Origin of the sequence: Thermus thermophilus (assembly GCF_019974155.1) — a bacterium.
Lineage (GTDB): Bacteria > Deinococcota > Deinococci > Deinococcales > Thermaceae > Thermus > Thermus thermophilus_C.
Genome location: NZ_AP025158.1, coordinates 1,844,037 through 1,867,660 on the forward strand (window position 1 = coordinate 1,844,037; position 23,624 = coordinate 1,867,660).

Annotated in this window: 26 protein-coding genes and 1 tRNA gene; 9 read left to right on the forward strand and 18 right to left on the reverse strand. The window is 68.0% G+C overall.

Going from position 1 to position 23,624, the window contains the following annotated elements; genetic code table 11:
• Nucleotides 1-377: 377 nt before the first annotated feature.
• The 4 genes from TthTMY_RS09920 to nth form a co-directional block, all read right to left on the reverse strand.
• Nucleotides 378-1,907, reverse strand: a complete 1,530-nt coding sequence (locus TthTMY_RS09920; protein ID WP_223903231.1) for a DEAD/DEAH box helicase — start codon at nt 1,905-1,907, stop codon at nt 378-380.
• A 71-nt stretch (nt 1,908-1,978) separates the two neighbouring features.
• A complete protein-coding gene (gene glp, locus TthTMY_RS09925) occupies nt 1,979-3,190 on the reverse strand; it encodes a gephyrin-like molybdotransferase Glp (protein ID WP_223903232.1) in 1,212 nt (403 codons plus the stop codon).
• A gap of 6 nt (nt 3,191-3,196) precedes the next feature.
• Entirely contained in the window at nt 3,197-4,339 is a 1,143-nt protein-coding gene (locus TthTMY_RS09930; RefSeq protein WP_096413010.1) for an MFS transporter, read from the reverse strand.
• A 27-nt stretch (nt 4,340-4,366) separates the two neighbouring features.
• Complete coding sequence (nth, locus tag TthTMY_RS09935) at nt 4,367-5,029, reverse strand: endonuclease III (RefSeq protein WP_096411149.1); 663 nt, start codon at nt 5,027-5,029, stop codon at nt 4,367-4,369.
• Nucleotides 5,030-5,043: 14 nt separating this feature from the next.
• Here nth and TthTMY_RS09940 point away from each other — a divergent pair, with 14 nt between their 5' ends.
• Nucleotides 5,044-5,409, forward strand: a complete 366-nt coding sequence (locus tag TthTMY_RS09940) for an ASCH domain-containing protein (RefSeq protein WP_096411150.1) — start codon at nt 5,044-5,046, stop codon at nt 5,407-5,409.
• Here TthTMY_RS09940 and TthTMY_RS09945 read toward each other — a convergent pair.
• Nucleotides 5,375-7,111 carry a GNAT family N-acetyltransferase gene (locus tag TthTMY_RS09945; RefSeq protein ID WP_223903233.1) on the reverse strand — a complete coding sequence of 579 codons (1,737 nt, stop codon included), beginning with the start codon at nt 7,109-7,111 and terminating at the stop codon, nt 5,375-5,377. The genes TthTMY_RS09940 and TthTMY_RS09945 overlap by 35 nt on opposite strands.
• Nucleotides 7,112-7,151: 40 nt before the next feature.
• Here TthTMY_RS09945 and TthTMY_RS09950 point away from each other — a divergent pair, with 40 nt between their 5' ends.
• On the forward strand, nt 7,152-7,358 hold the full coding sequence (locus TthTMY_RS09950; protein WP_223903234.1) for a hypothetical protein: 207 nt from the start codon (nt 7,152-7,154) through the stop codon (nt 7,356-7,358).
• Between the two features lie 272 nt (nt 7,359-7,630).
• Here TthTMY_RS09950 and TthTMY_RS09955 read toward each other — a convergent pair whose 3' ends face one another.
• Nucleotides 7,631-8,005, reverse strand: coding sequence for a hypothetical protein (locus TthTMY_RS09955; RefSeq protein WP_157745794.1), 375 nt, complete (start codon nt 8,003-8,005; stop codon nt 7,631-7,633).
• Between the two features lie 127 nt (nt 8,006-8,132).
• Nucleotides 8,133-9,566: a proline--tRNA ligase gene (gene proS / locus TthTMY_RS09960; RefSeq protein ID WP_223903235.1), complete on the reverse strand. Its 1,434-nt coding sequence runs from the start codon at nt 9,564-9,566 to the stop codon at nt 8,133-8,135.
• Nucleotides 9,567-9,598: 32 nt separating this feature from the next.
• On the opposite strand from proS, the gene TthTMY_RS09965 reads away from it, so the two are divergent.
• Both TthTMY_RS09965 and TthTMY_RS09970 read left to right on the forward strand, forming a co-directional pair.
• The gene (locus TthTMY_RS09965) at nt 9,599-10,816 is read left to right on the forward strand and encodes a 2,3-bisphosphoglycerate-independent phosphoglycerate mutase (protein WP_096411151.1); all 1,218 of its coding nucleotides are present in this window, start codon (nt 9,599-9,601) and stop codon (nt 10,814-10,816) included.
• 9 nt (nt 10,817-10,825) lie between these two features.
• A complete protein-coding gene (locus tag TthTMY_RS09970) occupies nt 10,826-11,374 on the forward strand; it encodes a Uma2 family endonuclease (RefSeq protein WP_096411152.1) in 549 nt (182 codons plus the stop codon).
• Here TthTMY_RS09970 and TthTMY_RS09975 read toward each other — a convergent pair.
• From TthTMY_RS09975 to era, 4 genes are all read right to left on the reverse strand, one after another.
• On the reverse strand, nt 11,352-12,329 hold the full coding sequence (locus TthTMY_RS09975; RefSeq protein WP_096411153.1) for a DHH family phosphoesterase: 978 nt from the start codon (nt 12,327-12,329) through the stop codon (nt 11,352-11,354). The genes TthTMY_RS09970 and TthTMY_RS09975 overlap by 23 nt on opposite strands.
• A gap of 80 nt (nt 12,330-12,409) precedes the next feature.
• Nucleotides 12,410-12,486 (reverse strand) — tRNA-Ile (locus TthTMY_RS09980).
• Between the two features lie 41 nt (nt 12,487-12,527).
• A complete protein-coding gene (locus tag TthTMY_RS09985; protein WP_096411154.1) occupies nt 12,528-13,415 on the reverse strand; it encodes an acyltransferase in 888 nt (295 codons plus the stop codon).
• Between the two features lie 44 nt (nt 13,416-13,459).
• Nucleotides 13,460-14,365: a GTPase Era gene (gene era, locus TthTMY_RS09990; RefSeq protein ID WP_096411155.1), complete on the reverse strand. Its 906-nt coding sequence runs from the start codon at nt 14,363-14,365 to the stop codon at nt 13,460-13,462.
• 84 nt (nt 14,366-14,449) lie between these two features.
• Between era and dprA the strand changes: the two genes are divergently transcribed.
• Nucleotides 14,450-15,454: a DNA-processing protein DprA gene (gene dprA, locus TthTMY_RS09995; protein ID WP_223903236.1), complete on the forward strand. Its 1,005-nt coding sequence runs from the start codon at nt 14,450-14,452 to the stop codon at nt 15,452-15,454.
• A gap of 3 nt (nt 15,455-15,457) precedes the next feature.
• On the opposite strand, the gene TthTMY_RS10000 is transcribed toward dprA, so the two are convergent.
• Nucleotides 15,458-16,366, reverse strand: coding sequence for a manganese catalase family protein (locus tag TthTMY_RS10000; RefSeq protein ID WP_008630926.1), 909 nt, complete (start codon nt 16,364-16,366; stop codon nt 15,458-15,460).
• A gap of 110 nt (nt 16,367-16,476) precedes the next feature.
• Here TthTMY_RS10000 and TthTMY_RS10005 point away from each other — a divergent pair, with 110 nt between their 5' ends.
• From TthTMY_RS10005 to TthTMY_RS10015, 3 genes are all read left to right on the forward strand, one after another.
• A complete protein-coding gene (locus tag TthTMY_RS10005) occupies nt 16,477-17,430 on the forward strand; it encodes a hydrogen peroxide-inducible genes activator (protein WP_096411156.1) in 954 nt (317 codons plus the stop codon).
• Nucleotides 17,417-18,373: a branched-chain amino acid transaminase gene (locus TthTMY_RS10010; protein WP_096411157.1), complete on the forward strand. Its 957-nt coding sequence runs from the start codon at nt 17,417-17,419 to the stop codon at nt 18,371-18,373. Before TthTMY_RS10005 ends, TthTMY_RS10010 begins: the two co-directional genes overlap by 14 nt.
• Before the next feature lie 179 nt (nt 18,374-18,552).
• A complete protein-coding gene (locus tag TthTMY_RS10015; protein WP_096411159.1) occupies nt 18,553-18,792 on the forward strand; it encodes a hypothetical protein in 240 nt (79 codons plus the stop codon).
• Here the strand turns inward: TthTMY_RS10015 and trmH are convergent.
• From trmH to dcd, 5 genes are read right to left on the reverse strand one after another with little or no spacing between them, the layout of a single operon-like run.
• Entirely contained in the window at nt 18,782-19,366 is a 585-nt protein-coding gene (gene trmH, locus TthTMY_RS10020; RefSeq protein WP_096411160.1) for a tRNA (guanosine(18)-2'-O)-methyltransferase TrmH, read from the reverse strand. The two genes, TthTMY_RS10015 and trmH, sit on opposite strands and share 11 nt — an antisense overlap.
• Nucleotides 19,363-19,983, reverse strand: coding sequence for an ATP phosphoribosyltransferase (gene hisG, locus TthTMY_RS10025; RefSeq protein ID WP_096411161.1), 621 nt, complete (start codon nt 19,981-19,983; stop codon nt 19,363-19,365). Before hisG ends, trmH begins: the two co-directional genes overlap by 4 nt.
• A complete protein-coding gene (locus TthTMY_RS10030) occupies nt 19,980-21,059 on the reverse strand; it encodes an ATP phosphoribosyltransferase regulatory subunit (RefSeq protein WP_223903237.1) in 1,080 nt (359 codons plus the stop codon). Before TthTMY_RS10030 ends, hisG begins: the two co-directional genes overlap by 4 nt.
• Nucleotides 21,056-21,658: a peptidylprolyl isomerase gene (locus TthTMY_RS10035; RefSeq protein WP_096411162.1), complete on the reverse strand. Its 603-nt coding sequence runs from the start codon at nt 21,656-21,658 to the stop codon at nt 21,056-21,058. The genes TthTMY_RS10030 and TthTMY_RS10035 overlap by 4 nt, the downstream gene beginning before the upstream one ends.
• A 3-nt stretch (nt 21,659-21,661) precedes the next feature.
• On the reverse strand, nt 21,662-22,207 hold the full coding sequence (gene dcd, locus TthTMY_RS10040; protein WP_096411163.1) for a dCTP deaminase: 546 nt from the start codon (nt 22,205-22,207) through the stop codon (nt 21,662-21,664).
• Between the two features lie 30 nt (nt 22,208-22,237).
• On the opposite strand from dcd, the gene TthTMY_RS10045 reads away from it, so the two are divergent.
• On the forward strand, nt 22,238-23,119 hold the full coding sequence (locus TthTMY_RS10045) for a putative Ig domain-containing protein (RefSeq protein ID WP_096411164.1): 882 nt from the start codon (nt 22,238-22,240) through the stop codon (nt 23,117-23,119).
• On the opposite strand, the gene TthTMY_RS10050 is transcribed toward TthTMY_RS10045, so the two are convergent.
• The gene (locus tag TthTMY_RS10050; RefSeq protein WP_223903238.1) at nt 23,116-23,595 is read right to left on the reverse strand and encodes a macro domain-containing protein; all 480 of its coding nucleotides are present in this window, start codon (nt 23,593-23,595) and stop codon (nt 23,116-23,118) included. The two genes, TthTMY_RS10045 and TthTMY_RS10050, sit on opposite strands and share 4 nt — an antisense overlap.
• Nucleotides 23,596-23,624 lie beyond the last annotated feature (29 nt).

The window sequence follows — 23,624 nt, forward strand, 5'->3', positions numbered from 1 at the left end:
GGAAAGAGGTTAGCCCTTTTCCAAAGTTTTACCCCCCTTTTTACCCCCATACTACCCCCACGGCTACCCCTAAACGGAGAAACACCAGGAAACAGCCAAGCGAATAAATCGCGTCCCCGTGCCCCTCCATGGGTCCCCACGGAGCACAGGAAACGTTTTCCAAGGACTTCCTAAGCCCTAGGTCGGGGGTTCGAATCCCTCCGGGCGCACCAGAACGTAACCCTCCCGCCCACGCTTCCGTGGGCGGGGCCTTTTTTACGGCAAACCTCGTTCCCTCCCTGTACCTTCGGACCCCCGGGGGGAGGGCCTAGGCCCGGAGGTCTTCGTGGTAGACCTGGGCGTAGCGGGCGAGGAGGAGGCGGCCTTGACCCCCGCGCCTAGACCCGGCTACGGCCACGGGGGCGGGAAGGGCCTTCCACAAGGCCCTCCACCCTCTTGGCGGGCTCCAGGTGGAGGCCCGGGACCTCCGGCTTGGCCTCGGGGCGGAGGTCCACGTAAAAGCCCCCCTCGGCCTCGGCGATCTTGCCCACCTCGAGGCCCCGCTCCTTGAGAAGGGCCACGAGCCGGGGCAGGGAGAGCCTCGGCCCCGTGGCCCTGTGGGTGCGCCAGCCCTCCTCCCCGGTGAGGAGGCTCTTCTCCTTGGGGGCCCCGCCCAGGAGGAGGGCCATGAGGGCCGCCACCACCTCCACCCTTCCCTCGGCGAAGAGCCTCCCGGCGAAGTCCAGGTAGAGCTTGTAGTCCTTCTCCGGAACCCGGGCCAGGCGGGCCAGGAGGTGGTGCCACTTGGCCTCGAGGACCTCCTCGGGGGTGGGCGGGTTCACCCGCTTGAAGGTGCGGCCCACCGCCTTTTCCAGCTCGGCAAGCTCCCGCTTCTCCCGGGGCCCGTAGAGGATCACCACCTCGCCTCCCCGGCCCGCGCGGCCCGTGCGCCCCGAGCGGTGCTGGTAGGTCTCCGGCTTGTCGGGGAGGCGGTGGTGCACCACCAGGTCCACCTCGGGGATGTCCAGGCCCCGGGCGGCCACGTCCGTGGCCACCAGCACCCGCACCTCCCCCTCGCGGAAGGCCCGCATGACCTTTTCCCGGTCGCTTTGGGAGAGGTCCCCGTGGATGGCCCTGGCCGCGTGGCCCAGGCGGAGAAGCCCCGTGGCCACCTCCTCGGTCTCGGCCTTGGTGCGGGTGAAGACGATGGCCCGCTTGGGCGCCTTCACGTAGAGGAGGTCGGAAAGGAGGCCCAGGCGGTCGGAGGGGGCCAGGATGGCCTCCTCCTGGTAGGTCACCCCCTCCTCCCGCACCACGTTGATGACCACGGGGCTTCGCATGTAGCGCTCGGCAAGCCGCCGGGCCCAGGAGGGAAGGGTGGCGGAGAAGAGGAGGGTCTGCCGGGAAGGGGGCGTGGCGGAAAGCAGGGCCTCCACCTCCTCCTCAAAGCCCATGGAGAGCATCTCGTCCGCCTCGTCCAAGACGGCGATCTCCACCTGCGAGAGGTCCAAGACCCCTTGCTTCAGGTAGTCCAGGGCCCGCCCCGGGGTGGCCACCACCACGTCCGCCCCCCGGAGAAGCTCTTCCTTCTGCTTGGCGTAGCCCGTGCCCCCGTACACCGCGACCACCTTCAGGTGGGGGGCCACGGCCTGAAGCTCCCCGGAGACCTGCAGGGCGAGCTCCCGCGTGGGGGTGAGGACCAACGCCCTGGGCTTCCTGCCCTTTTCCCGGCTCGGGGAGAGCCTCTGGGCGATGGGCAGGGCGAAGGCCAGGGTCTTGCCCGTGCCCGTGCGGGCCTGGCCGATGAGGTCCTTGCCCTCTAGGGCCAAAGGCAACGCCGCCGCCTGGATGGGGGTGGGGGTGGTGAGGCCGCGCCCGTGGAGGGCCTCCAGGATCTCCTGCTTCAGGGGAAAGTCTTTAAACTCCATGCTCTGCCTTTCCGGGCCCACCTGCGCCCGAAAAGGGAGGTAGCGCCCGTAAACCTTCCCAGCTTAGTGAACTAAGGCACGAAAGTCAAGGGGATGACCTCCACCTCCTCCCCCTCCCGGGCGTCCTGGTCCGGGGGAAGGACCACCAGGGCGTTGCCGAAGGCCATGGAGCGGAGGACCCCGCTTGACTGGTTCCCCGTGCTCCGCACCGTCCCTTCGGCCAGGGAAAGCACCCCCCGGCGGAAGACCTTCTTCCCCTTGGCCCCCTTGAAGGGGGTGAGGGCCCGGGCCTTAAGGCGGCCGTAAGGGGGGTCGGTGCGCCCGAGGAGCCGGAAGAGGAAGGGCCTCCCGTAGAGGAAGAAGGTGACCATGCTGGAGACCGGGTTTCCCGGAAGGCCGAGGACGGGAAGCCCCCCTAGCCTGGCGAAGAGAAGGGGCCCCCCGGGCTGCTGCCGCACCTTCCAGAAGACCACCTCCCCGTGGCGCTCCAGCACCTTGCGCACCACGTCGTACTCCCCCATGGACACCCCCCCCGAGGTGAGGAGGAGGTCCAAAGGCCCGGCCTTCCCAAGCCGCCCAAGCACCGCCTCGGGGTCGTCCGGGACCTTGCCCAGGAGGACGGGCTCCCCGCCCGCCTCGAGGACCAGGCCCAGGAGGCTGTAGGCGTTGGAGTTGTACACCCCGCCAAAGGGCAGGGGCTCCCCCGGCTCCACCACCTCGTCCCCCGTGGAGAGGATCCCCACCCGGGGCCTCCGGAAAACCTTGAGGCGGGCGTGGCCCATGGCCGCCGCCAGGCCGAGCCTCCCCGGGGTGAGGAGGTCCCCCCGCCTCAGGTACACCTCCCCCCGCCGGAGGTCGTCCCCCTTGGGGCGGATGTCCTTGGGGGAAGCGGGGGCGAAGAGGAGAACCCAGTCCCCTTCCCGCCTCGTGTCCTCCACCCGCACCACCGCGTCCGCCCCCTTGGGGACGGGGGCCCCGGTGTACACGGCCACGGCCTCCCCCCGCCCCACCGCGCCGGGGAAGGGCCTGCCCGCCGGGGCCTCGCCGACCACCTTGAGGCGCACGGGGGTTTCGGGAGAGGCCCCCAGGGTGTCCTCCGCCCGGCAGGCGTAGCCGTCTATGGCGGTGTCGTCCTGGTCCGGGTGGTCCACCAAGGAGGCGAGGTCTTCGGCCAAAACGCGGCCAAAGGCCTCCCTTAGGGGAAGCTCCTCCACGGGAAGCCCCGCCTTGGCCTCGGCGAGGACCAGCTCCAACGCTTCCTCCACGGAGAGGTTCGTCCGCATCGGACCTCAGTCTACCTGCTTGAGCCCCCGGAAGGCCCAGGGCCAAAGGAGGATGCCCAGGGTGTAGAGGGCCAGGGTCCCCCCGAAGAGGAGGTCAAAGGCCCTAAGGCCCAGGGCCTCCTGCACCACTCCGGAAAGGGCACTCGCCAGGGCGAAGAGGAGGCTCCAGAGGGCGCTTTCCAGGAGGAAGAAGCCGGGGCGCTCCTCCTCGGCCAGGTAGTCCATGACCAAGGCGGCGTACACGGGCCCGGCGGCGTTCATGAGGGCCCCCCGGATGAGGAGGGCCAGGGTGACCAGGGGAAGCCAGGGGGCCCAGGCCAAGGCGCCGAGGAAGGGAAGGGAAAGGGCCTGGACGAAGACGATGGCCCCAAGCCGCCCAAGCCTCTGGACCAGGAGGGGCTGGAGGAGCATGGCCGCCCCCGTGGCCAGGGAGGAGAGGGCGAAGACGAGCCCCGTGGCCCCGTAGCTTAGGCCGAACTTCTCCTTGAGGAAAAGGTTCAGGAAGGGGATGACGAGCCCCGCCCCGAAGCCGATAACCACCTGGGGCAAAAGGAGCCTGAGCCACACCCGCACCCGGCCCCAAAGGCGGGGGGGCTTCCCCTCCCCCGTCCCGGGGGAAAGGCCCCGCACCAGGGGGAAGGAGAGCAGGAAAAAGGGCAGGGCGAAGAGGAGGACCCACCGCGCCCCGAGGAGGTCCGAGAGGTAGCCCGCAAGCAGGGTGGAGAAGAAGCCGCTCGCCGTGGTCAGGGCCGCCTGCAGGCTGAAGAGGGCCACCCGCCTTTCCGGGGGCGCAAGCCGGGCCATCAGGGGGGCCGCCGTGCCCTGCAGAAGGGCCCCCGCCAGGCCGTAACCCGCCAGGGAGGGAAAGACCAGGACCCCGAGGCCCAGAAGGAGCCCGCTCGCCACGGCGAGGAAAAAGGACAGGTAGAGGCTTTTCAGGTAGCCGAGGCGGGGGATGAGGTAGGCCAGGGGCAGGGCGAAGGCCACCCCGGAGAGGAGGACCACCGCCTGGGCCAGGCCGATGGCCTGGCGGGAGAAGCCCAGGGCCTCGAGGTGGAAGTTGAGGAAGAAGTAGACCAGGTTCCCCCCGAAGGACCAGAGGAAGCTGGCGAGGACCAGGCGGTGGGCGGGCGAAAGGCGTTCTCCCACGGGTTTCTCCAAAAAGGGCCCGGCCCCCTAGGCCTGGCGGCTCGGGCAGTGGGGCGCAAGAACGCAGGCCCCGCAGCGGGGCCTCCTCGCGGTGCAGACGTAGCGGCCGTGGAGGACGAGGGCGTGGTGGACGAAGACCCAGTCCTCCTTGGGAAAGAGGGCCTCGAGGTCCTTCCCGATCCTCTCCGGGGCCTTGGCCTCGGAGAAGCAGAGCCTCTTGGCGAGGCGGGCCACGTGGGTGTCCACGGCGATCCCCGGCACCCCAAAGGCCGCCCCCAACACCACGGTGGCCGTCTTCCAGCCCACCCCGGGAAGGCGCATGAGGGCCTCCTTCTCCTTGGGCACCTCTCCCCCGTACTCCTCCAAAAGCCTCCTCGCCAGGGCCACGAGGTTTTTCGCCTTGGTGCGGTAAAGCCCGATGCGGCGGATGTAGGGCTCCACCTCCTCGGGGGTGGCCGAAGCCAGGGCCTTGGCGTCGGGAAAGCGGGCGAAGAGGGCCGGGGTGGCCTCGTTCACGCTTTTATCGGTGGCCTGGGCGGAGAGGACCGTGGCCACGAGGAGCTGGAAGGGGCTATTGTGCCTAAGCTCCGTGCGGGCCCCGGGGTAGGCGGCCTTGAGGGCCTTTAAGACCTCCCGGGCCCGGGCCTTCTTCTCCTTTGGCCCTTCCTTCGGGCACGCCACGCCCCCCACTCTACAATGAGGGGATGGAAAGGCCCAAGCTCGGCCTCATCGTCCGGGAGCCCTACGCCAGCCTCATCGTGGACGGCAAGAAGACCTGGGAGCTTCGCAAGCGCAAGGCCCACCACCGGGGGCCCTTGGGCATCGTCGCCGGGGGGTGGCTCATCGGGCAGGCGGACCTCGTGGGGGTGGAGGGGCCCTTTAGCGTGGAGGAGCTTTTTGCCCACCAGGAAAAGCACCTGGCGGAGGAGGCCTTCCTCCGGGCCTACGCCAAGGGCGAGCCCCTTTACGCCTGGGTCCTGGAAAACGCCTTCCGCTACGAGAAGCCCCTCCACGTGCCCAGGCGCCCGGGCCGGGTCATGTTCGTGGACCTCTCCGAGGTACGGTGGTAAGCCCCCCGTAGCCCACGTAGACGAGGAGGTCGGGGTCCAGGGCGGCCACCACCTCGGGCCGGTGGGTGGCGGCCACCAGGGTGACCCCCGCCTCCCGGCAGAGCTTCCCCAGGCCCAGGGCCACCCGCCTCGCCGTGGGCACGTCCAGGTGGGCGGCGAACTCGTCTATGAGGAGGAGGTCGGGCCTTTCCGCGAGGAGGAGGGCCAAGCGGAAGCGCTCCCTCTGCCCGGTGGAAAGCTCCTTGGGCCTTGCCCGGTAGAGCACGGCGTCGGAGAGGCCCACCCGGTTCAGCACCTCTATGGCCGCCCCCACGTCCTTAAGCTTCCGGTACAGGGCCTCGAGGATGGGCGCCTCCCCCAGGTCCACCTCCACCTCCCCGGGGATGTAGGCCACCCGCCTCCCCGGGGGAAGGGCCACCTCCCCGAGGTCCGGAAGCTCCCCCAGGAGGAGGCGGAGCAGGGTGGTCTTCCCCGCCCCGCTCGCCCCCGCCAGGACCACGAGGCTTCCCGGGGGGATCTCCAGGCTCGCCCCCCGGAGCACCGCCCGCTCCACCACCCGGGCCTTCACCCCGAAGGCGAGGAGGGCCTCCTGAACCTCCCGGGAAAGGCCCCCTAGGTCCAGGTGGCTCCGGTAGGCCTTGTGGACCCCGGCAAGGCGGATGGGGCCAGGAAGCCCCGAAACCCGCCCGAACCGGGGCCTATAGAGCCTCCCCCCGTGGGCACGGGCGTAGAGGTCCTCCCGGAGGAAGCGCTCCAGGTGGGCCTCGGCCTCCTCGGTGAGGGGGCAGAAGAGGACGGGCCTTCCCGAGGCGGTGTCAAAGAGGTAGCGGAAACCCACCTTCTCAAAGAAGGGGTGGTAACGGGCCATCTGGGCGATGGTGTAGACGAGGTGCTTCTCCCGCCTCCCCTCGGGGGCCCCCCGCGCCCTCGCCCACTCCAGGGCCACCCGCACGAGAAGGGCCCCGAAGCCCTCGGAGCGGTAGTCGGGGTGGACCACCACCCGGGCGATGCGGCTGGCAGCCGTCCTCACCCGGTCCAGGGCCTTCTGCCAGTCGGCCCCGCCCTCGTAGGTGGGGTGGAACCAGTCCCGGGGGAAGATCCTTTCCCGGATGTCCCGCTCCACGCCCTCGGGGGTCCTCCGGTGCATCCGGGGGATGGGGGGGTCCAGGCGGAGGTAGCCCAGGATCCTGGGCTCAAAGGGGAGGCGCTCCGCGAGCTCCAAAACGAGGAAGCGGCTTGCCGGGGTGGAGCCCCGGATCTCCTTAAGCCTCGCCTCCCCGCCGCAGTCGCAGAGGGGCTTGGCGTTGGCGGGGATGGTCTTCTGGCACTCGGTGCAGACCCAGAGGGCCACCACCTCCTTCTCCGAGGCGTAGTGGAACTGCTCCAGCTCGGCGATGGCCTCAAAGTCGCTTTCATAGGTGGCCTCCCGCACCTTAAGGCGGTAGCGGTAGGCCTCGCCCCCCAGGGGGCTTTCCCGCACGTGCTCCAGGGTCTTGGCAAAGGGGGGCCAGAGGGGGAAGGCGCCCTCGAGGGCGTACTCGTCAAAGCCGAGGACGGGCTTCTTGAACTCGGTGCGAAGCCTCACCCGCTCCCCGGGCCTCAGCCACTTGGCCGCGTCCCCGCTCATGCGCAAGGTCACGCCCCCCTCCAGGAGGACCTCCCCGTACCAGCGCCAGTAGACCCTCCGCCCTAGGACGCGCATCGTGCCCCCATGGTACCCCACTTAATGTTAAGCTCATCCCATGAAACGATCCCTTGCCCTGATTCTGGCCTTGTTCAGCCCGTTGGCCCTCACCCAGTCCCCCAAGGAAGCGGTGGAATCCGCCCTCAAGGCCGCCTTCGGCAACTGGAGGGGCAGGACCTACCAGGGCCTGGACCGGGTGGCCTACTACACCCCCGAGGGCCAGGAAACTCAGGTCTTGGCTAAGGCTCAGTATCCGCGGGAGTAGAAAAGAACAACAAGAAATGATAAACCCACAACAATTAAGGCGACCAAGGAAAGAACGCCCAAAGCACGCCATTCGCCAACCTTTTTCACCCAAGAGAGTGTGGCATGATACAGGAAACTGAAGAAAAAGGCCTGCAACAGTAGCCCAGGAGCTTCTCTAGCCTCTACTCTTTTGTCGAGCACCAACGTAAACAGGTTAATGAGTCCAAAGAAAGCTAAAGCCACAAGAAGAAAGGATTGCCAAGGCCTAAGTTTCCACATCATCGCCATACCTCACCAAGGCGAAGTTAAGAGTCCAAACACAAATCCATAAACAAAACCTTTACCAACGTTCGCCGCAAAGTCACGAGCATTCGCATCGCAACGCCCGGTATTGCAACCTATGGCTGCATCTACCGTATACGCTAAAGCAGCACTAATCGCCCCTGAAAGACCACCAATAACCCCCGCGATAACTCCCTCTCCCTCGTAAAGAGCTAGCTCCTCATCCGAAAAAAGCGAAGGAGATTCAAGCAAGGAAGTAGCCCACTCAACTGTTTGAACTTCACCCCGTACTCCCAGGGCCAGGATGTGCCCCTGCGCCCTAGCGCCCAACGGGGCATAGGCCAAAAGCCCAAAGGCCATGAGCACAAAGAGGAACCTGCGCATGACTCAACCCCCTCAAGGGTGAGGTTACCACGCCCCCCCCCCCTTCCTGTCAAGAAGCTTTCAAGAAGGCGCAATCCCCCACCCCGCCCGTCCGGGACTGGCGAGAGGGGAGAAGGCGCCGAGAAGCTTAGTACGCCTTGGCGAAGACCACCCGCTTGCCGTAGGCGGAAGGCCTCCCGCAGCGGACGCAAAGGCCCTCCTCCGCTTCGGCCTCAAAGGGCACGCAGCGGGCGGTGGCGGTGGTCTCCTCCTGGATCAGCCGCTCGCAGGCCTTGTCCCCGCAGTGGAAGGCCAGGGCGAACCCCTCCTGCACCGCCTCCTTGAAGGCCTCGTAGGTGTCCACCTTGCGGGTGTGGGCCTCCCGGAAGGCCAGGGCCCTTTGGTAGAGCTCCTCGTGGAAGGCGTCAAGCTTCCCGGGCAGGGCCTCGGGGAGGGCGGCGAGGGGCAGGGTCTCCTTGCCCCCGAGGCGGCTCGCCAAGACCGCCTGGCCCCCTTCCAGGTCCTTGGGCCCGAGCTCCACGCGGAAGGGCACCCCCTTGAGCTCCCACTCGTGGAACTTGTACCCCGGGGTGTAGTGGTCCCGGTCGTCCAGGTGGACGCGAAGCCCCTTGGCCAAAAGGGCCTGGCGGAGGGCTTGGGCGGCCTCGAGGACCCTTTCCCGGCTTTCCTCCTTGTAGATGGGGACGATGACCACCTGGATGGGGGCGAGGCGGGGCGGGAGGACGAGGCCCTTGTCGTCCCCGTGGGTCATGACGATGGCCCCGATGAAGCGCCAGGAGAGGCCCCAGCTCGTGGTGTGGACGTACTTCACCTGGAGGTCCTTGTCCTGGAAGGTGATGTCAAAGGCCCGGGCGAAGTTCTCCCCCAGGTAGTGGCTGGTGCCCGCCTGGAGGGCCTTGCCGTCCTTCATCATGGCCTCAATGGTGGTGGTGTAGACGGCCCCGGCGAACTTCTCCTTCTCGGTCTTCAGGCCCTCAATCACGGGGATGGCGGCGTACTCCCGGGCGAGGCGGGCGTAGACGCCAAGCATCCTCCGCACCTCCTCCTCCGCCTCCTCCCGGGTGGCGTGGGCGGTGTGCCCCTCCTGCCACAGAAACTCGCTCGTGCGGAGGAAGGGCCGGGTGCGCATCTCCCAGCGCACCACGTTGCCCCACTGGTTCAAAAGCTGGGGCAGGTCGCGCCAGCTTCGGATCCACTTGGACCACATGTAGCCGATCACCGTCTCCGAGGTGGGGCGGACCGCCAGGGGCTCCTCCAGCTCCTCGCCCCCCGCGTGGGTGACCACGGCGAGCTCGGGGGAGAACCCCTCCACGTGCTCGGCCTCCTTCTTGAGGAAGCTCATGGGGATGAAGAGGGGGAAGTAGGCGTTCTGGTGGCCCGTCTCCTTGAACATGCGGTCCAGAACCCCCTGGATGTTCTCCCAGAGGGCGTACCCGTAGGGGCGGACCACGATGGTGCCCCGCACGGGCCCGTAGTCGGCGAGCTCGGCCCTTTGGATGACCTCGAGGTACCACTCGCTGAAGTCCTGGCTCTGGGGGGTTAGGCCCTTCTCCTTCGCCATACCCGCCCATCTTACCCCAGTAAAATGGCCCCATGGACCTCTTCCCCGTCCTCAAGGAGCTCGCCCAGAAGACCCCGAGCAAGATCCTCCTCATCGTCTTGGACGGCGTGGGAGGCCTTCCCCTGGAGCCTGGGGGCCCCACGGAGCTCGAGGCCGCCAAGACCCCGAACCTAGACCGCCTGGCGGAGGAAAGCGCCTTAGGCCTCCTCACCCCCGTCTACCCCGGCCTCGCCCCGGGCTCCGGCCCCGGCCACCTCGCCCTCTTCGGCTACGACCCCTTCCGCCACGTGGTGGGCCGGGGGGCTTTGAGCGCCTTGGGCCTCGGAGCCGACTTCCGGGAGGGGGACGTGGCCCTAAGGGGGAACTTCGCCACCCTGGCGGAGGGCAAGGTGGTGGACCGCAGGGCGGGAAGGCCCTCCACGGAAGAGAACCAAAGGGTCATCGCCAAGCTCAAGGAGGCCATCCCCCGCATAGAGGACGTGGAGGTCCACTTCTACACGGAAAGCGAGCACCGCTTCCTGGTGATCCTCCGGGGGGAGGGGCTGGAGGACCAGGTGACGGACACCGACCCCCAGAAGACGGGCCTGCCCCCCCTAAAGGCCAAGGCCCTGGACGAGGCCTCGGAGAAGACGGCCAGGATCGTCAACCTGCTTTCGGAGAGGATCCAGGAGGTCCTCGAGGACGAGCCCCGCATGAACGGGGCCCTCTTCCGGGGAGCCTCCAAGAAGCCGAGGTTCCCCCGGATGGGGGAGGTCTACGGGCTCACCCCCGCCGCCATCGCCAGCTACCCCATGTACAAGGGCCTGGCCAGCCTGGTGGGCATGGAGGTCCTGCCCGTGGAGGGGGAGGGGGACGCCCTGGAGGGGAAGCTCAAGGCCCTAAAGGAGAACTGGGGGCGGTACGACTTCTTCTACTTCCACGTGAAGAAGACGGACGCCATGGGGGAGGACGGGAACTTCTGGGGAAAGGTGGAGAAGATTGAGCGCTTTGACGCCCTCCTCCCCGAGATCCTCTCCTTGGGCCCGGACGTCCTCGCCATCACCGGGGACCACTCCACCCCCGCCCTCCTCAAGGCCCACTCCTGGCACCCCGTGCCCCTCCTTCTGAAGGCCCCCTACCTGCGGGCGGACGAGGCGAGGCGCTTCACGGAGAGGGAGGCCCAAAGGGGAAGCCTCGGCCACCTCCGGGGGGTGGAGCTCATGCCCCTCCTCCTCGCCCACGCGGGGAAGCTCCTCAAGTACGGGGCCTAAAATGGGGAGATGATCCGCCACCGCCTGAGCCTCGAGGAGTTCCAGGCCCTCCTGGAGAAGGCCCCAGAAGGGCTTCGCCTAGAGCTCTTGGACGGTGAGGTCTACGAGATGGCCCCCATCGGCAGCGGACACGCCAGCCTGGTGACCTACCTGGCCAAGCAGCTGGAAAGGCTTTACGGGGACCGGGCCCTGGTCTACGTGCAAAACCCCCTTCGCCTTTCCCCCCACTCCCTGCCCCAACCGGACCTCGCCCTGCTCCGGCCGCGGGAGGATTTTTACCGGGAAAGGCTCCCCGAAGCCGGGGATGCCCTCTTGGTGGTGGAGGTCAGCTTCTCCACCCGGGAGGTGGACCTTAAGAAGCTCGCCCTCTACGCCCAAGGAGGCGTCCCCGAGGTGTGGCTCGTGGAGGAAGGGGGAAGCCTGGAGGCGTACCGGGAGCCCCGGGGCAACCGTTACCGCCACCGCCTCCTTGTGGAGCCCGGGGAGGAGGTGGCCCCCCTCCTCCTCTCCCACCCCCCTCTCCTCTGGGACCCCCCTAGAGGTACCCCGCCCGCGTGAGCTCCTCCCGGACGGCCTCGAGGACGAGTTCGTAGGCGCGGTCCAGGTCTACCCCCCTCAGGGTGGCCCCGGCGGCGGGGACGTGCCCGCCGCCCCCGAGCTTTAGGGCGATGTTCTGGGCCGAAACCCCGCCCCGGGAGCGGATGGAGACCTTCACCCCCTCCTCCCGCTTGCGGAGGAAGACCGAGACCACGCTGCCCTCCACGTAGCGGATCAGGCCCACGAAGTCGTCGGAGTCCTCCTCCTCCCGCCTGGCCTCCTCGGGGAGGTGGGCGGTGACGAGGAGCCCGCCAAAGTGGAAGGCCACCGTGGAAAGGACCTGCCCCATGAGGCGGAAGTAGGAGGGGGGGCGGAACTGGAGGCGGTCGGTGAGCTCGGCGAGCTTCACCCCGTAGCCCAAAAGCTCCGCCGCCACCCGGAGCACCTCGGGGGTGGTGTTGGCGAAGCGGAAGTTGCCGGTGTCCGTGAGGATGCCCGTGAGGACGGGGGTGGCGATCTCCGCCGTCCACTCCACGCCCAAGAGGTCAATGAGGTCCTTCACCATCTGGGCGGTGGCCGCCTTGGAGGGGTCCACCACGTGGAGGTGGCCGAAGCGGGGGTTGGTGCCGTGGTGGTCTATGTTGATGACGAAGCCCTCCACGGGGACCCCCACCACCCTCGAGGGCTCGGCGCTGTCCAAGGCCACCAGGGTGGCCCCGGGAGGAAGCTTCTCCACGGGGTCGGAGTACTCCTCCTCCTTGGGGAGGAAGCGGAGGAACCTCGGGGGCTCGGCCACCCAGCGGGCGTCCTTGCCCAGGGCCTTGAGGGCCCGGTAAAGCCCCAGGGAGCTTCCGATGGCGTCCCCGTCGGGGTCCACGTGGGTGGCGATGTAGATGGGGCCCTTCACCGCCTTGAGGACCTCCGCCACGAGCCGCATCTTCTCCCAGTACCTGGGTTCGGGCGCGTTGCCGTCCATGCCGCTAAAAGGCTAGCACAAGCCAGCCCTCGGGACCCGGGACAAAAGACTTCCCCCCCACTCGCGAGTAGGGGGGTCCTTGGTGGGCGATGGTGGACTTGAACCACCGACCTCACGCTTATCAGGCGTGCGCTCTAACCAGCTGAGCTAATCGCCCCCGCACGCACTCGTCAGTTTAGCCAAAAAAGCCCCACCCCGTCAAGAGCCTGCCTCCCTCGTTCCGAAGCCCGGGGGCAGAAAGTCGGGGTAGTCGGGGTTTCCCTTGCGGTCGGGAAGCTTAGGAACAAGGTCCGAGGGGTGGGGCTCCCCCTTGCGGCAGTAGGGGCAGTCGTGGCGGACCTTGTAGCGCACGGGCCTCGCGGGGACGCCCAGGGCGATGGCGTGGGGGGGGATGTCCTTGGTGACGATGGCCCCCGTACCCACCATGGCGTCGTCCCCAATGCGCACCCCCGCCAATACGGTGGCGTGGTAGGTGATGCGGACCCCGCTTCCAATGATGGTCTCCTTCAGGGTGACGTCGGGGGAGGCCAGGACGTGGTGGGTGTGGCTGTAGACGTTGACGTAGTCGGAAAGGGAGGTACGGTCCCCGATCTTGATGCCCCCGATGTCGTCCAGGAAGACGTAGCGGTGCACCACCACGTCGTCCCCAAGCTCCAGGTTGTAGCCCACGGAGAACTCCACGTTCTGGAAGAACTTGGGGTTTTTCCCCACCCGCTTGAAGATGAAGGGGGCGAGGGCCCGCCTTATGGCCACCCCCGAGTGCACCGACTGGCCCAAGGGCGTGAGGTCCAAGACCTTCCAAAACCAGAGGAGGGGCTTGACCCGCCGGAACTTCTCCAGGTCGGTGGCGGCGTAGTACTCGGCCTCAAAGGTGATCCCCTCCGGGTCCAGGCCCATGGCCGCGAGCGGGTTCACCTCCAGAAGCTCCTCGTAGGGCCTCCCGTAGAGGAGGCGGGCGAGCTCCTCCCGCACCAAGGCGTTCCGGTCCACATTGGGGTCGGAAAGCCTCTCCGTGAGGCCCCCCAGATAGCGGTCCAGGGCCTTCTGGTGGAGGGGCGCGATCTCGCGGGGAAGAAGCCAGGGCATAGGCCTATGCTACTCCCCAAGGTCCGGGGAAACACCCTCCTGCCTCACCCTACGGAGGAACGGTAGCCGAGTTCCCTTAGGGCCTCGGGGTCCTTGCGCCAGTCGGGGTAGACCTTGACCTCGAGGTCCAGGTACACCTTCTTGCCGAGGAGGGCCTCGAGCTGCTTCCTCGTGGCCTGACCGATCTCCTTGATCTTCCGCCCGCCCTCGCCGATGACGATGGCCTTCTGGGAGGGGCGCTCCACGTAGATCACCGCCTTGATGTAGAGCACGCCGTTTTCCCTTTCCGCCACCTCCTCCACCTTGGTGGCCACGGCGTAGGGCACCTCGTGCCAGAGGCGCTTCATGGCCTCCTCCCGGAGGATCTCCGCCACCCACTCCCCGAAGCTCTGGTCGCTTTTGGCGTAGTCCTCCGGATAGAAGAAGGGGCCTTCCGGCAGGAGGGCGAGAAGGTCCGCCTTGAGCTCGGCCACCTGCCTTTCGTCCAGGGCGGAGAGCATCCGCGGCTCGGCCTCGGGCAGAAGCTCGTGGTAAGCCTTCATCGCCTCCTCGGGGTACTTGGCGGCGTCCAGCTTGTTCCCCACGAGGAGGATGGGCACCTTCCCCGCGAGGGGCTTTAGGGCCTTGGCCACCAGCTCGTCCTCGGGGGTGGGGGGGTGGCGCAGGTCCACCACCCAGACCACGGCGTTCACGTCGGCGAGGGCCTCGTACACCTCCTGGTCCATGAACTCCCCCAGGGCGTCCATGGGCTTGTGCAGCCCCGGGGTGTCCACGAAGACGATCTGGCGCTTCCCCTCGGTGAGGATGCCCCGGAGGCGCTTGCGGGTGGTCTGGGGACGAGGGCTTATGGGGGCCACCTTCACCCCGAGAAGATTGTTGAGCAGGGTGGACTTGCCCACGTTGGGCTTGCCCACGATGGCCACAAATCCGGAATAGGTCTTTTCCGCCATGGTTTCTCCAGGTGATCCCGACCCTGAGGATTCGCCCTTGGGGGCGGGGGCCGGACCTTCCAAGGCCTCCAGTATACTCCAGGCGTGGACCCCTTGGCCCTCGCCCTCCTCCCGGGCATCGGCCCCAAGCGGCTTTTGGAGGTTCTAAAGGCGGAGGACCCTCTAGGCTTCCTGCGGGAGCGCTTCCCCGAGGCCTGGCGGCACCTCCCCCAGGCCGAGGCCCGGGCGGAAAGGGAAAGGCGCCTTGCCGAGGCCATGGGCGTGCGCCTCCTGGGGCTCTGGGAGGAGGGCTTCCCCGAGGGGCTGAAGGCGCTTCCCCAGCCCCCCACCCACCTCTACCTCAAAGGGGAGCTTCCCAAGGAGGGGAAGGCCGTGGCCCTGGTGGGCACCCGCCGCGCCTCCCCTTGGGCCTTGGCCTTCGCCCGGAGGCTCGCCCGGGAGCTTGCCGAGGCCGGGCTTTGGGTGGTCTCGGGCCTCGCCCGGGGCATAGACCGGGAGGCCCACCTCGGGGCCCTGGAGGGGGGCGGGCGCACCCTGGGCGTCCTGGGAAGCGCCCTGGACCGGGTCTACCCCCCGGAGAACCGCCCCTTGGCCCAACGGATGGACCTCCTCTCCGAGTTCCCCTTCGGGACGGGCCCCAAGCCCGAGTTCTTTCCCCGGAGGAACCGCCTCATCGCCGGGCTCTCCCGGGCGGTGGTCGTGGTGGAGGCCCCCCTGGACTCCGGGGCCCTCATCACCGCCCGCCACGCCTTGGAGCTCGGCAAGGAGGTGCTCGCCGTCCCCGGAAGACCCACGGACGAGCGTTCCTTAGGAGCCAACCGCCTCATCCAGGACGGGGCCTACCCGGTGCTCTCCGCCGAAGACGTCCTGTCCTACCTGGGGATGGCCGCAAGGCCTAAGCCCCCCCCGGGCCTCTCCCCGGAGGAGGAGGCCCTTTACGCCCTCCTGCAGGAAAAGGGGGAGACCCTCCCCGAGGCCCTGGCCACGGCCCTGGGGATCCCCCCGGAGCGGGTGCTCTCCCTCCTCACCCTTCTGGAGCTCAAGGGCCTGGCCCGGGCCCTCCCGGGAGGGCGCTACGGGCCAGGCTAGGGGTTACTTGGCCTTCTCGTAGAGCTTCTTGGCGATCTCGTAAAGCTCGCCCGGGTGGAACTCGGGAGCAAACTCGGCGGCGTCGTGGCCCGCGTCAAAGACGGGACCCCCCGTGGGCGGGCCGTCCACCACCACCACCTCGGTGCCGTCCTCAGGGGAGGCCCCCTTCCAGATGAGCCCGAGGTCCCTGTAGTCCTCGGGGCTGAAGCGGTAGAGGTTCCGGTGGAAGCCCAGGTCCATGTACTTCTTGGCCTCGGGGATCTTGCTGTTGTCAATCTTGGGGATGGGGAGCATCTTGGTCATCTCCACCCCGGTGAGGCTTTCCAGGGCCTTGCCGTAGGCGGCGGCGTGCACCCCGCCCCGCACCAGGAGGTAGCCGATCATCTCCCGGGCCACGGGGTTGTCGGTCATCTCGTAGACCCGGAGCTTGTGGGTGCGGGCCGCCACCTCCAGGAAGAAGTTGTGGAGGAGGTCCAGGATGAGGTTACCGCTGGTGAAGACGTACTCCCCGTGCCAGTGCTCCCCCATGGCCCCCATGACCAGGCTGTTGGCTCCCCCGGCGATGAAGTGGGCGGCGTTGCGCACGTCCTTGGCGAAGCCCAGGGGGGCGCTCACGGGGTCCACACCCTCTTCCAGGTCCTTCCCCGGGTTCTTGGCCAGGAGGCTGTTGATGGTGGCCGCCACCAGCTCAATGTGGCCCAGCTCCTCGGTGGCGATGTTGGCGATGAGGTCGTAGTAGGGCTTCAGGGCCTTCTTCCCCCGGAAGTTGAAGGACTGGTACATGTAGTTCATCAGGGTGGACATCTCCCCGAAGCGCCCGCCCAGAAGGGCCTGGACCGCGGCGGCGGCGTTGGGGTCCTGCTCCTTGGGCATGGGCAACTCAATCTGCAGGCGGTCTATCCTCAGGAACATCTTCTCCCTCCTCTCGCCCGGGGGGGTTCCCCGACGGGCACCCTCACCTTAGAAGAAGGGCCGGTTATAAGTCCAATACATCTCGCGTGACGCTAGAATAAGCAAAGGTTATGAGACCGACGCTGGACCAGCTGCGCTACCTCGTGGCCCTGGCGGAGGAAGGGAGCTTCACCCGGGCCGCCGAACGGGTCTACCTCACCCAGCCCGCCCTCTCCGTCCAGATCCGCAAGCTGGAGGAAGCCCTGGGGACGAGGCTCTTTGACCGGAGGAAGGGCACGCTCACGGAGGCGGGCCAGGTGGCCGTGGCCCAGGCCCGGAGGATCCTCGAGGAGGTGGAAAGGCTCAGGCTTTTGGTGCAGGGGGAGGCGGCCTGCTTCCAAGGATCCTTCCGGCTCGGGGTCATCCCTACCCTCGCCCCCTACCTCCTCCCCCGGCTCCTTCCGGAGCTGAAAGCACGTTTCCCCCGTCTTTCCCTCTCGGTGCGGGAGGAGCTCACCCCGGGGATCGTGCGGGGGCTAGAGGAAGGAAGCCTGGACGCAGGGCTCGTGGGCACAGAGGAACGGCACCCAGGCCTTAGAGCCGAACCCCTTTTTACCGAGGCCTTCTGGGTCTACGTGGCCCCGGGCCACCCCCTCTTTGAGCGGGAGGCGGTCCACCCTTTGGAGATCCCCCTCGAGGACACCTGGGTCCTCGCCGAAGGGCATTGCTTCCGGGACCAGGTCCTCTCCGTGTGCCGTCCAAGCCTCGGCAGGCGGTCTGTGGAGTTCCAAAGCGGGGACCTGGAGACCCTGGTCCGCCTGGTGGACGCCGCGGGGGGGCTCACCCTCCTCCCCGAGGTGGCCCTCTGGACCCTCTCTCCGGCCCAAAGGACCCGGTTGCGCCCCCTAAGTCCCCCTGGGGCCGGGCGCACCGTCCACCTCCTTTTCCGGGAGGGCAGCCTCAAGGCTCCCCTGCTCCAGGCCCTGGGCGAGGAAGCGCGGCGAGTCTTCACCCTATTGCGCTCCGACACGGGGATGCAAGAAAGCACTATGATGGGGGCGGAGGTTCGCCATGACCAAGCCTGAGGCCAAGGGCGGCGATGTGCAGATCAGGGCCGGACTCATCTGGATGAACGGGGCCCTGGTGCCCCAGGAGGAGGCCAAGACCAGCGTCCTAAGCCACGCCCTCCACTACGGCACCAGCGTCTTTGAGGGGATAAGGGCCTACGAGACCCCCAAAGGCCCCGCCATCTTCCGGCTCAAGGAGCACGTGAAGCGCTTCTACAACTCCGCCAAGGTGCTCCGCATGGAGATCCCCTTCGCCCCGGAGGAGCTGGAGGAGGCCATCAAGGAGGTGGTGCGGAAAAACGGCTACAGGAGCTGCTACATCCGCCCCCTGGCCTGGATGGGGGCGAAGGCCCTAGGGGTCAATCCCCTCCCCAACAACCCCGCCGAGGTGATGGTGGCCGCCTGGGAGTGGGGGGCCTACCTGGGGGAGGAGGCGGTGCGCAAGGGGGCCAGGCTCATCACCAGCTCCTGGGCCCGCTTCCCCGCGAACGTCATGCCCGGCAAGGCCAAGGTGGGCGGCAACTACGTGAACTCGGCCCTGGCCAAGATGGAGGCGGTGGCCGCCGGGGCCGACGAGGCCCTCCTCCTGGACGAGGAGGGGTACGTGGCCGAGGGGAGCGGGGAGAACCTCTTCTTCGTGCGGGACGGGGTCATTTACGCCCTGGAGCACTCGGTGAACCTCGAGGGCATCACCCGGGACTCCGTGATCCGCATCGCCAAGGACCTGGGCTATGAAGTGCAGGTGGTGCGGGCCACCCGGGACCAGCTCTACATGGCCGACGAGGTCTTCATGACCGGGACCGCCGCCGAGGTGACCCCGGTGTCCATGATTGACTGGCGGCCCATCGGCTCGGGAACAGCGGGGCCCATTACCTTGAAGCTCCGGGAGGTCTACCTGGAGGCCGCCACGGGACGGCGGCCCGAGTACGAGGGCTGGCTCACGTACGTGCATGGGCAATAGGCGGTTGCGCAAGAGCGTGGAGAGCTACCAAGCGCGTATCCGTGAGCACCAGGCCAAAATAGAGGAGGAGTTGCGTAGGCCCGAGCCCAGGTGGGAGCTGATCTGGTACTGGGAGCGCGAGATCCGTGCCTACCAGAAGCGGGTGGAGCGGCTTCTCCGCAGGATGGGAAGGAGGTAGGATGCCCAAGGCGGAAGCCCGGAAACGGGCGCGCAAGGAACACCTGAGGGAGGTCCTGGGGGTGCTCCTGGACGAGATGGACGAGGCTTCCAGGGCCTTCCAGAACGCTTGGAAAAGGGCCAAGGAAAACCCGGGGGACGAGGAGGCCTGGGGGGAGCTTCAGGTCTGGGTTTCCGTGCTCGGGGTCAAGGCCCAGGCCCTGGAGGAGCTCTTGGAGGAGGAGGCCCTCCTCACTTCCTGAGCCAGTCCGCAAGCACCTTCTGGTAGAGCTCCGGGTCTAGGCGGGGCCTGTCGTAAAGCCCCGCCTTTAGCCTCTGCCGTTGGGCCTCAAAGAGGATCACCGCCGCGGCCACGGAGACGTTGAGGCTTTGGACCATCCCCAGCATGGGGATCTTGATGGCCCCGTCCGCCAGGGCCAAGGCCTCCTCGGAGACCCCCCACTTCTCCGCCCCGAAAAGGACGGCGGTGGGCTTCGTGTAGTCCACCTCCCGGAAGTCCCGGGCGTCCTCCCTAAGGGCGGTGGCGTAGACGGTGAAGCCTCTTTCCCTTAGGAAGTGGAAGGCCTCGTGGATGTTGGGGTGGACCCGCAGGTAGACCCACTTGTGGCTACCTCCGCTCGTCTCGTTGAAGGTGGGCACCCCGCCCGTGGGGTTCACGGCGTGGGCCTCGAGGACCCCCACGGCGTCGCAGGTGCGCAGGATGGCCGAGAGGTTGTGGGGCTTGTGCACGTTCTCCAGGAGGACGGTGAGGTCGGGCTGCCGCCGCCTCAAGACCTCCTCTACCCTTTGCCGCCGGGTTTCCGTACGCTCCCTCATGGTCCGGAAAGCTCCCTGAGCCTCTGGATCAAGGGCTTGAGGAGCGCCCGCTTGAGCTTGAGGGCCTGCCGGTTCACCACGAGCCTCGCCGTGGAGTGGGCGAGGACCTCCACCTCAACAAGCCCCGCCGCCCTCAGGGTGGCCCCCGTCTGCACCACGTCCACCACGGCGTCGGCGAGACCGGTGACCGCGGCGAGTTCAATGTTCCCGGAAAGCTCCACCACGTCCGCCGCCCAGCCCCTTTCCTTGAGGAGCCTCGCGGTGAAGTTCGGGTACTTGGTGGCGATGCGGCGGATGGGCCCCGTATCCCCGGGGCGCCTGATGAGGGAGAGCCGGCAGGCCCCAAAGCCCAGGTCCACGGGCTCAAAAAGGTCCCTTCCCGAGTCCAAAAGCACGTCCTTGCCCACCACCCCGATCTCGGCGATCCCCAAGTCCACGTAGACGGGGACGTCCTTGTTGCGAAGCTCCAGAAGGGCCACGCCCCCCTCCTTCCCGTGGAGGAGGGCCCTCTCCCCGGCTACCTCGGGGAGGTCCAGCCCGGCCCGCTTCAGGACCTCGTAGGCCTCCCGGAAGATCCGCCCCTTGGGCAGGGCCACGGTGAGGGCGAAGCGCCTCATTCCACCCTCCAGATCTCCTCCCCCCGGGCGAGGAAGGGGATGCCGCGCCTTCGGGCGTAGGCCACGGGGTCCTCCCCGTGGAAAAGCTCCGTGCGCCTTTCCTGGGCGAAGCGGCGGAGGGCCTTGAGGTCCAGGGCCAAGACCTCCGGGGCCTCCTCCTCCTTGGGGAGCTGCAAGGCCTCAAGAAGCCGCTCCACCCCCAGGGCAAAGCCCGCGGCCTTGGGGAAAAGGGCCCCGTCGTACCGCCCGCCCCCGAGGAGGGGGAGGCCGAACCCCGGGGTGTAGGCCCGGAAGAAGATCCCCGAGTAGTACTCGTACCGCCGGGCCATGCCCAGGTCCAGGAGGACGGGCCTTCCCAGGAGGTCCAGGGTCCTCTCCAGCTGGGCGAGGGCCTCTTGGGCCTTGGGGGGGAGAGGAAGGCCCCGCGCCTCCTTCAAGACCTCCTGCCCGCCGTAGAGGTCGGGGAGGGCGAGGAGGACCTTCCGCGCCTCCTCGGGGACGGGGGTTTGCGCGAGAAGCCCCTTGAGCTCGGGGAGGTTTTTGCGGTGGATGGCCTGCTGCGCCCGCCTTTGCAGGGGCTCGGGAAGCCCCGAGGCCTTGAGCACCTCCCCCACGAGGCTCGGCAAGCCCACCTCCACCTCCCCCTGGACCCCTAAGGCCTCGAGGGCGGCGAAGGCGAGCTCCAGCACCTCGGCGTCCGCCAAGGGCCCCGTGGCTCCCAAAAGCTCCAGGCCCACCTGGGTGTACTCCCGAAGGCGCCCAAGCTCCGCGTCCGCCTCCCTGAGCCACAGGGCCCCGGCGTACTGGAAGCGGTGCACGCCCTCCCCCAGGTGGGCCCGGAGGAGCTTGGCGAGGAGGGTGGTGAACTCGCTCCTTAAGGCCAAGACCTCCCCCGTCTTGTCCACCAGCTTGAAGGCCCTTTCCGCCAGGGGATGGTCGGGGTCGTAAAGCTCCAAGGCGGGAAGCTCCACGGGCTCGTAGCCGTGGCGCCGGAAGAGGTGCTGGAGCTTCCCCACCACCTCGGCCTTGAGCCTGGCCTCAGGGGGCAGGAGGAAGCGGGTGCCTTCGGGGATCATTCCTTGACCAGGATCTCCACCGCCAGGAGCTTGTCCTTCGCCCCCGTGGCCGAGGGACCTTCCGTGGGGGCGAGGCGCCTCGCCACCTCCATCCCCTCCACCACCTTGGCGAAGAGGGTGTACTGCCCGGTGAGGTGGGGGGCGGGCCCCAGGGTGATGAAGAACTGGCTCCCGTTGGAGTTGGGGTCCTGGGTGCGGGCCATGCCCACCATGCCTTCCCGGTCAAAGGCCAGCCCCGGGGCGATCTCCAGGCCGAAGGCGTAGCCGGGTCCGCCCCGGCCCGTGCCCGTGGGGTCCCCGGTCTGGGCCACGAAGCCCGGGATCACCCGGTGCCAGTCCAGCCCCTCAAAGTAGCGGTGAAGGGCCAGGAAGACGAAGGAGTTCACCGTGTTGGGGGCCTCCTTTTCCAGGAGGTCCAAAAGGATCTCCCCCTGGGTGGTTTTGAGCCGGGCGTAGTAGTCCTTGCCCGGCTCCAGCACGGGCTTGGGGGCGGCGAAGGCGCGCACGGGGGTTTCCGAGAGGTAGGGAAGGGGCTTCATGCTCTCACCCTTGCAGGCGCCGAGGAGGACCAAGAGGAGGAAGAGAAGGCGCACGCCCATAGCCTACACCCTGGGCAGGGTGATGCCCTTTTGCCCCTGGTACTTCCCTTTGCGGTCCCGGTAGGTGACCTCGGGGCGGGGGCCCTCCAGGAAGAGGAGCTGGACGATGCCCTCCCCGGCGTAGACCTTGGCGGGGAGGGGGGTGGTGTTGGAGATCTCCAGGGTGACGTGGCCTTCCCAGCCGGGCTCCAGGGGCGTCACGTTCACCACGATGCCGCACCGGGCGTAGGTGCTCTTGCCCAGGGCGATGGCGATAACGTTGTCGGGCATGCGGATGTACTCCAGGCTCCGGGTGAGGGCGAAGGAGTTGGGGGGGATGATCACCTCCTCCCCCTCGTACTCCACGAAGCTTTTGGGGTCAAAGTTCTTGGGGTCCACCACCGTGGAGAAGACGTTGGTGAAGATCTTCCACTCCGGGGCGGCCCGGAGGTCGTAGCCGAAGGAGGAAAGGCCGTAGCTGATGACCCCTTCCCGCACAAGCCGCTCCTCAAAGGGCTCAATCATGCCCTTGCGCGCCATCTCCCGGATCCACCAGTCCGGCTTCACCATGCCCTCAACTATACCCGCTAGACTGGCCCTATGCGGAAGCTCTGGCCTCTGGCCCTCCTCCTCGCCGCCTGCGGCGCCCAGGACGTGGGGACAGTAGACCCCCTGCGCCTCACCGCCACGGGCCTCCCTCCCGCCTACCTGGGGGAGCCCTACGCCGCCGCCTTCAGCGCCGAGGGGGGGGTGCGGCCCTACCGCTTTAGCCTGGACGGGAAGCTCCCCGAGGGCCTCGCCTTCCAGGGAGGGCGGATCAGCGGGGTGCCCAAGGAGAAGGGAAGCTTCCCCCTCGTCCTCACCGTGGAGGACGCCGCCAAGAACAGCCGCGCCCAGAAGCTCACCCTCACCGTCTCCGACCCGCCCCCGCCGAGGCTAGCCCTCGTCCTCCCCCCGGCCCAGGTGGAAGGCCCCTTCCTCCTCCTCGCCCGGGTGGAGGGGCGGGAGGCGGTGGGCTTCCAGCTGGAGGTGCGCCTCGCTGACCTCGAGCCCGACCCCGCAAGCCTCAAGGCCCTAAGCCCCGCCCACCTCCTGGACTACGACCCGGCCACGCGGCTTTTGCGGCTGGACATGGCCTTCGCCAAGCCCGTGAAGGACCAGGAGGCCTTCCGCCTCCTCCTCACCCCCCAAAAGCCCCTCACCCCGAGGCTTTCCCCCCAGGTGGTCTTCTACGACAAGGAGGGGAAGCCCCTGGGCCAGCCCCTTCCCCGGGGGAAGCCCTTCTCCAGCCTGCTGGAGCTGGCCCAGAACTGGGGCAAGGAGGGCAAGGAGCCCAAGGGGGACCTGGACGGGGACGGCCGGGTGGGGGAGGCCGACCTCAGGCTTCTCGCCCAGGGGTACTTTTCCAAGGCCCAGACCCCCTCCCCCGAGGCCCCGGGCGGAGGCGAAGGGCGAGCGCCCGGGGAAGAAAGGGCCCCCTAAAGCGCCCGGCGGATGGCCTCGGCGTCCTCCTCGCGGTAGCCGTAGAGGGTGACCTCCAGGGTGTCCGGGGCCTTCTTGATCTCCTCCAGCATCACCCGGGCCACGGCCTCCACGGGAAGCCCCCCCACCCCCGTGCCCAAAAGGGGAAAGGCCACGGTCTTCAAGCCGAGCTCCACCGCCTTCTCCAGGGCGCTTTTCGTGGCCTTGCGCACCGTCTCCAGGCTCGCGGGCTCGTCCCCGAGGACGGCGGCGTGGATCACGTAGCGCACCGGGAGGTTCCCCGCCCCCGTGACCGCCGCCTCCCCCACCCGGATCTTGCCGATGCGGTCGCACTCCTCCTGGATGGAGGGGCCGCCCTTCCGGAGGATCGCCCCCGCCACCCCGGCCCCGAGCTTCAGGTAGTTGTTGGCGGCGTTGACGATGGCGTCCCCTTGGAACCCGGTGATGTCTCCTTGGACCACCCGGATGCGCGCCATGGCTTTATTCTCCCTTACAATGGGCCGTG

Excerpts from the sequence above, each read along its gene's own strand:
- TthTMY_RS09945 (WP_223903233.1), bottom strand. The coding sequence starts at position 7,111 with ATGCGCGTCCTAGGGCGGAGGGTCTACTGGCGCTGGTACGGGGAGGTC.
- TthTMY_RS10000 (WP_008630926.1), bottom strand. The coding sequence starts at position 16,366 with ATGTTCCTGAGGATAGACCGCCTGCAGATTGAGTTGCCCATGCCCAAG.
- trmH (WP_096411160.1), bottom strand. The coding sequence starts at position 19,366 with ATGAGGGAGCGTACGGAAACCCGGCGGCAAAGGGTAGAGGAGGTCTTG.
- TthTMY_RS09970 (WP_096411152.1), top strand. The coding sequence starts at position 10,826 with ATGATCCGCCACCGCCTGAGCCTCGAGGAGTTCCAGGCCCTCCTGGAG.
- TthTMY_RS09975 (WP_096411153.1), bottom strand. The coding sequence starts at position 12,329 with ATGGACGGCAACGCGCCCGAACCCAGGTACTGGGAGAAGATGCGGCTC.
- TthTMY_RS10030 (WP_223903237.1), bottom strand. The coding sequence starts at position 21,059 with ATGATCCCCGAAGGCACCCGCTTCCTCCTGCCCCCTGAGGCCAGGCTC.
- TthTMY_RS10015 (WP_096411159.1), top strand. The coding sequence starts at position 18,553 with ATGCCCAAGGCGGAAGCCCGGAAACGGGCGCGCAAGGAACACCTGAGG.
- TthTMY_RS10010 (WP_096411157.1), top strand. The coding sequence starts at position 17,417 with ATGACCAAGCCTGAGGCCAAGGGCGGCGATGTGCAGATCAGGGCCGGA.
- glp (WP_223903232.1), bottom strand. The coding sequence starts at position 3,190 with ATGCGGACGAACCTCTCCGTGGAGGAAGCGTTGGAGCTGGTCCTCGCC.
- dcd (WP_096411163.1), bottom strand. The coding sequence starts at position 22,207 with ATGGTGAAGCCGGACTGGTGGATCCGGGAGATGGCGCGCAAGGGCATG.
- TthTMY_RS09985 (WP_096411154.1), bottom strand. The coding sequence starts at position 13,415 with ATGCCCTGGCTTCTTCCCCGCGAGATCGCGCCCCTCCACCAGAAGGCC.
- TthTMY_RS10045 (WP_096411164.1), top strand. The coding sequence starts at position 22,238 with ATGCGGAAGCTCTGGCCTCTGGCCCTCCTCCTCGCCGCCTGCGGCGCC.
- TthTMY_RS09965 (WP_096411151.1), top strand. The coding sequence starts at position 9,599 with ATGGACCTCTTCCCCGTCCTCAAGGAGCTCGCCCAGAAGACCCCGAGC.
- TthTMY_RS10005 (WP_096411156.1), top strand. The coding sequence starts at position 16,477 with ATGAGACCGACGCTGGACCAGCTGCGCTACCTCGTGGCCCTGGCGGAG.
- TthTMY_RS09940 (WP_096411150.1), top strand. The coding sequence starts at position 5,044 with ATGGAAAGGCCCAAGCTCGGCCTCATCGTCCGGGAGCCCTACGCCAGC.
- TthTMY_RS09920 (WP_223903231.1), bottom strand. The coding sequence starts at position 1,907 with ATGGAGTTTAAAGACTTTCCCCTGAAGCAGGAGATCCTGGAGGCCCTC.
- proS (WP_223903235.1), bottom strand. The coding sequence starts at position 9,566 with ATGGCGAAGGAGAAGGGCCTAACCCCCCAGAGCCAGGACTTCAGCGAG.
- TthTMY_RS10035 (WP_096411162.1), bottom strand. The coding sequence starts at position 21,658 with ATGGGCGTGCGCCTTCTCTTCCTCCTCTTGGTCCTCCTCGGCGCCTGC.
- TthTMY_RS10050 (WP_223903238.1), bottom strand. The coding sequence starts at position 23,595 with ATGGCGCGCATCCGGGTGGTCCAAGGAGACATCACCGGGTTCCAAGGG.
- TthTMY_RS09950 (WP_223903234.1), top strand. The coding sequence starts at position 7,152 with ATGAAACGATCCCTTGCCCTGATTCTGGCCTTGTTCAGCCCGTTGGCC.
- hisG (WP_096411161.1), bottom strand. The coding sequence starts at position 19,983 with ATGAGGCGCTTCGCCCTCACCGTGGCCCTGCCCAAGGGGCGGATCTTC.
- era (WP_096411155.1), bottom strand. The coding sequence starts at position 14,365 with ATGGCGGAAAAGACCTATTCCGGATTTGTGGCCATCGTGGGCAAGCCC.
- TthTMY_RS09955 (WP_157745794.1), bottom strand. The coding sequence starts at position 8,005 with ATGCGCAGGTTCCTCTTTGTGCTCATGGCCTTTGGGCTTTTGGCCTAT.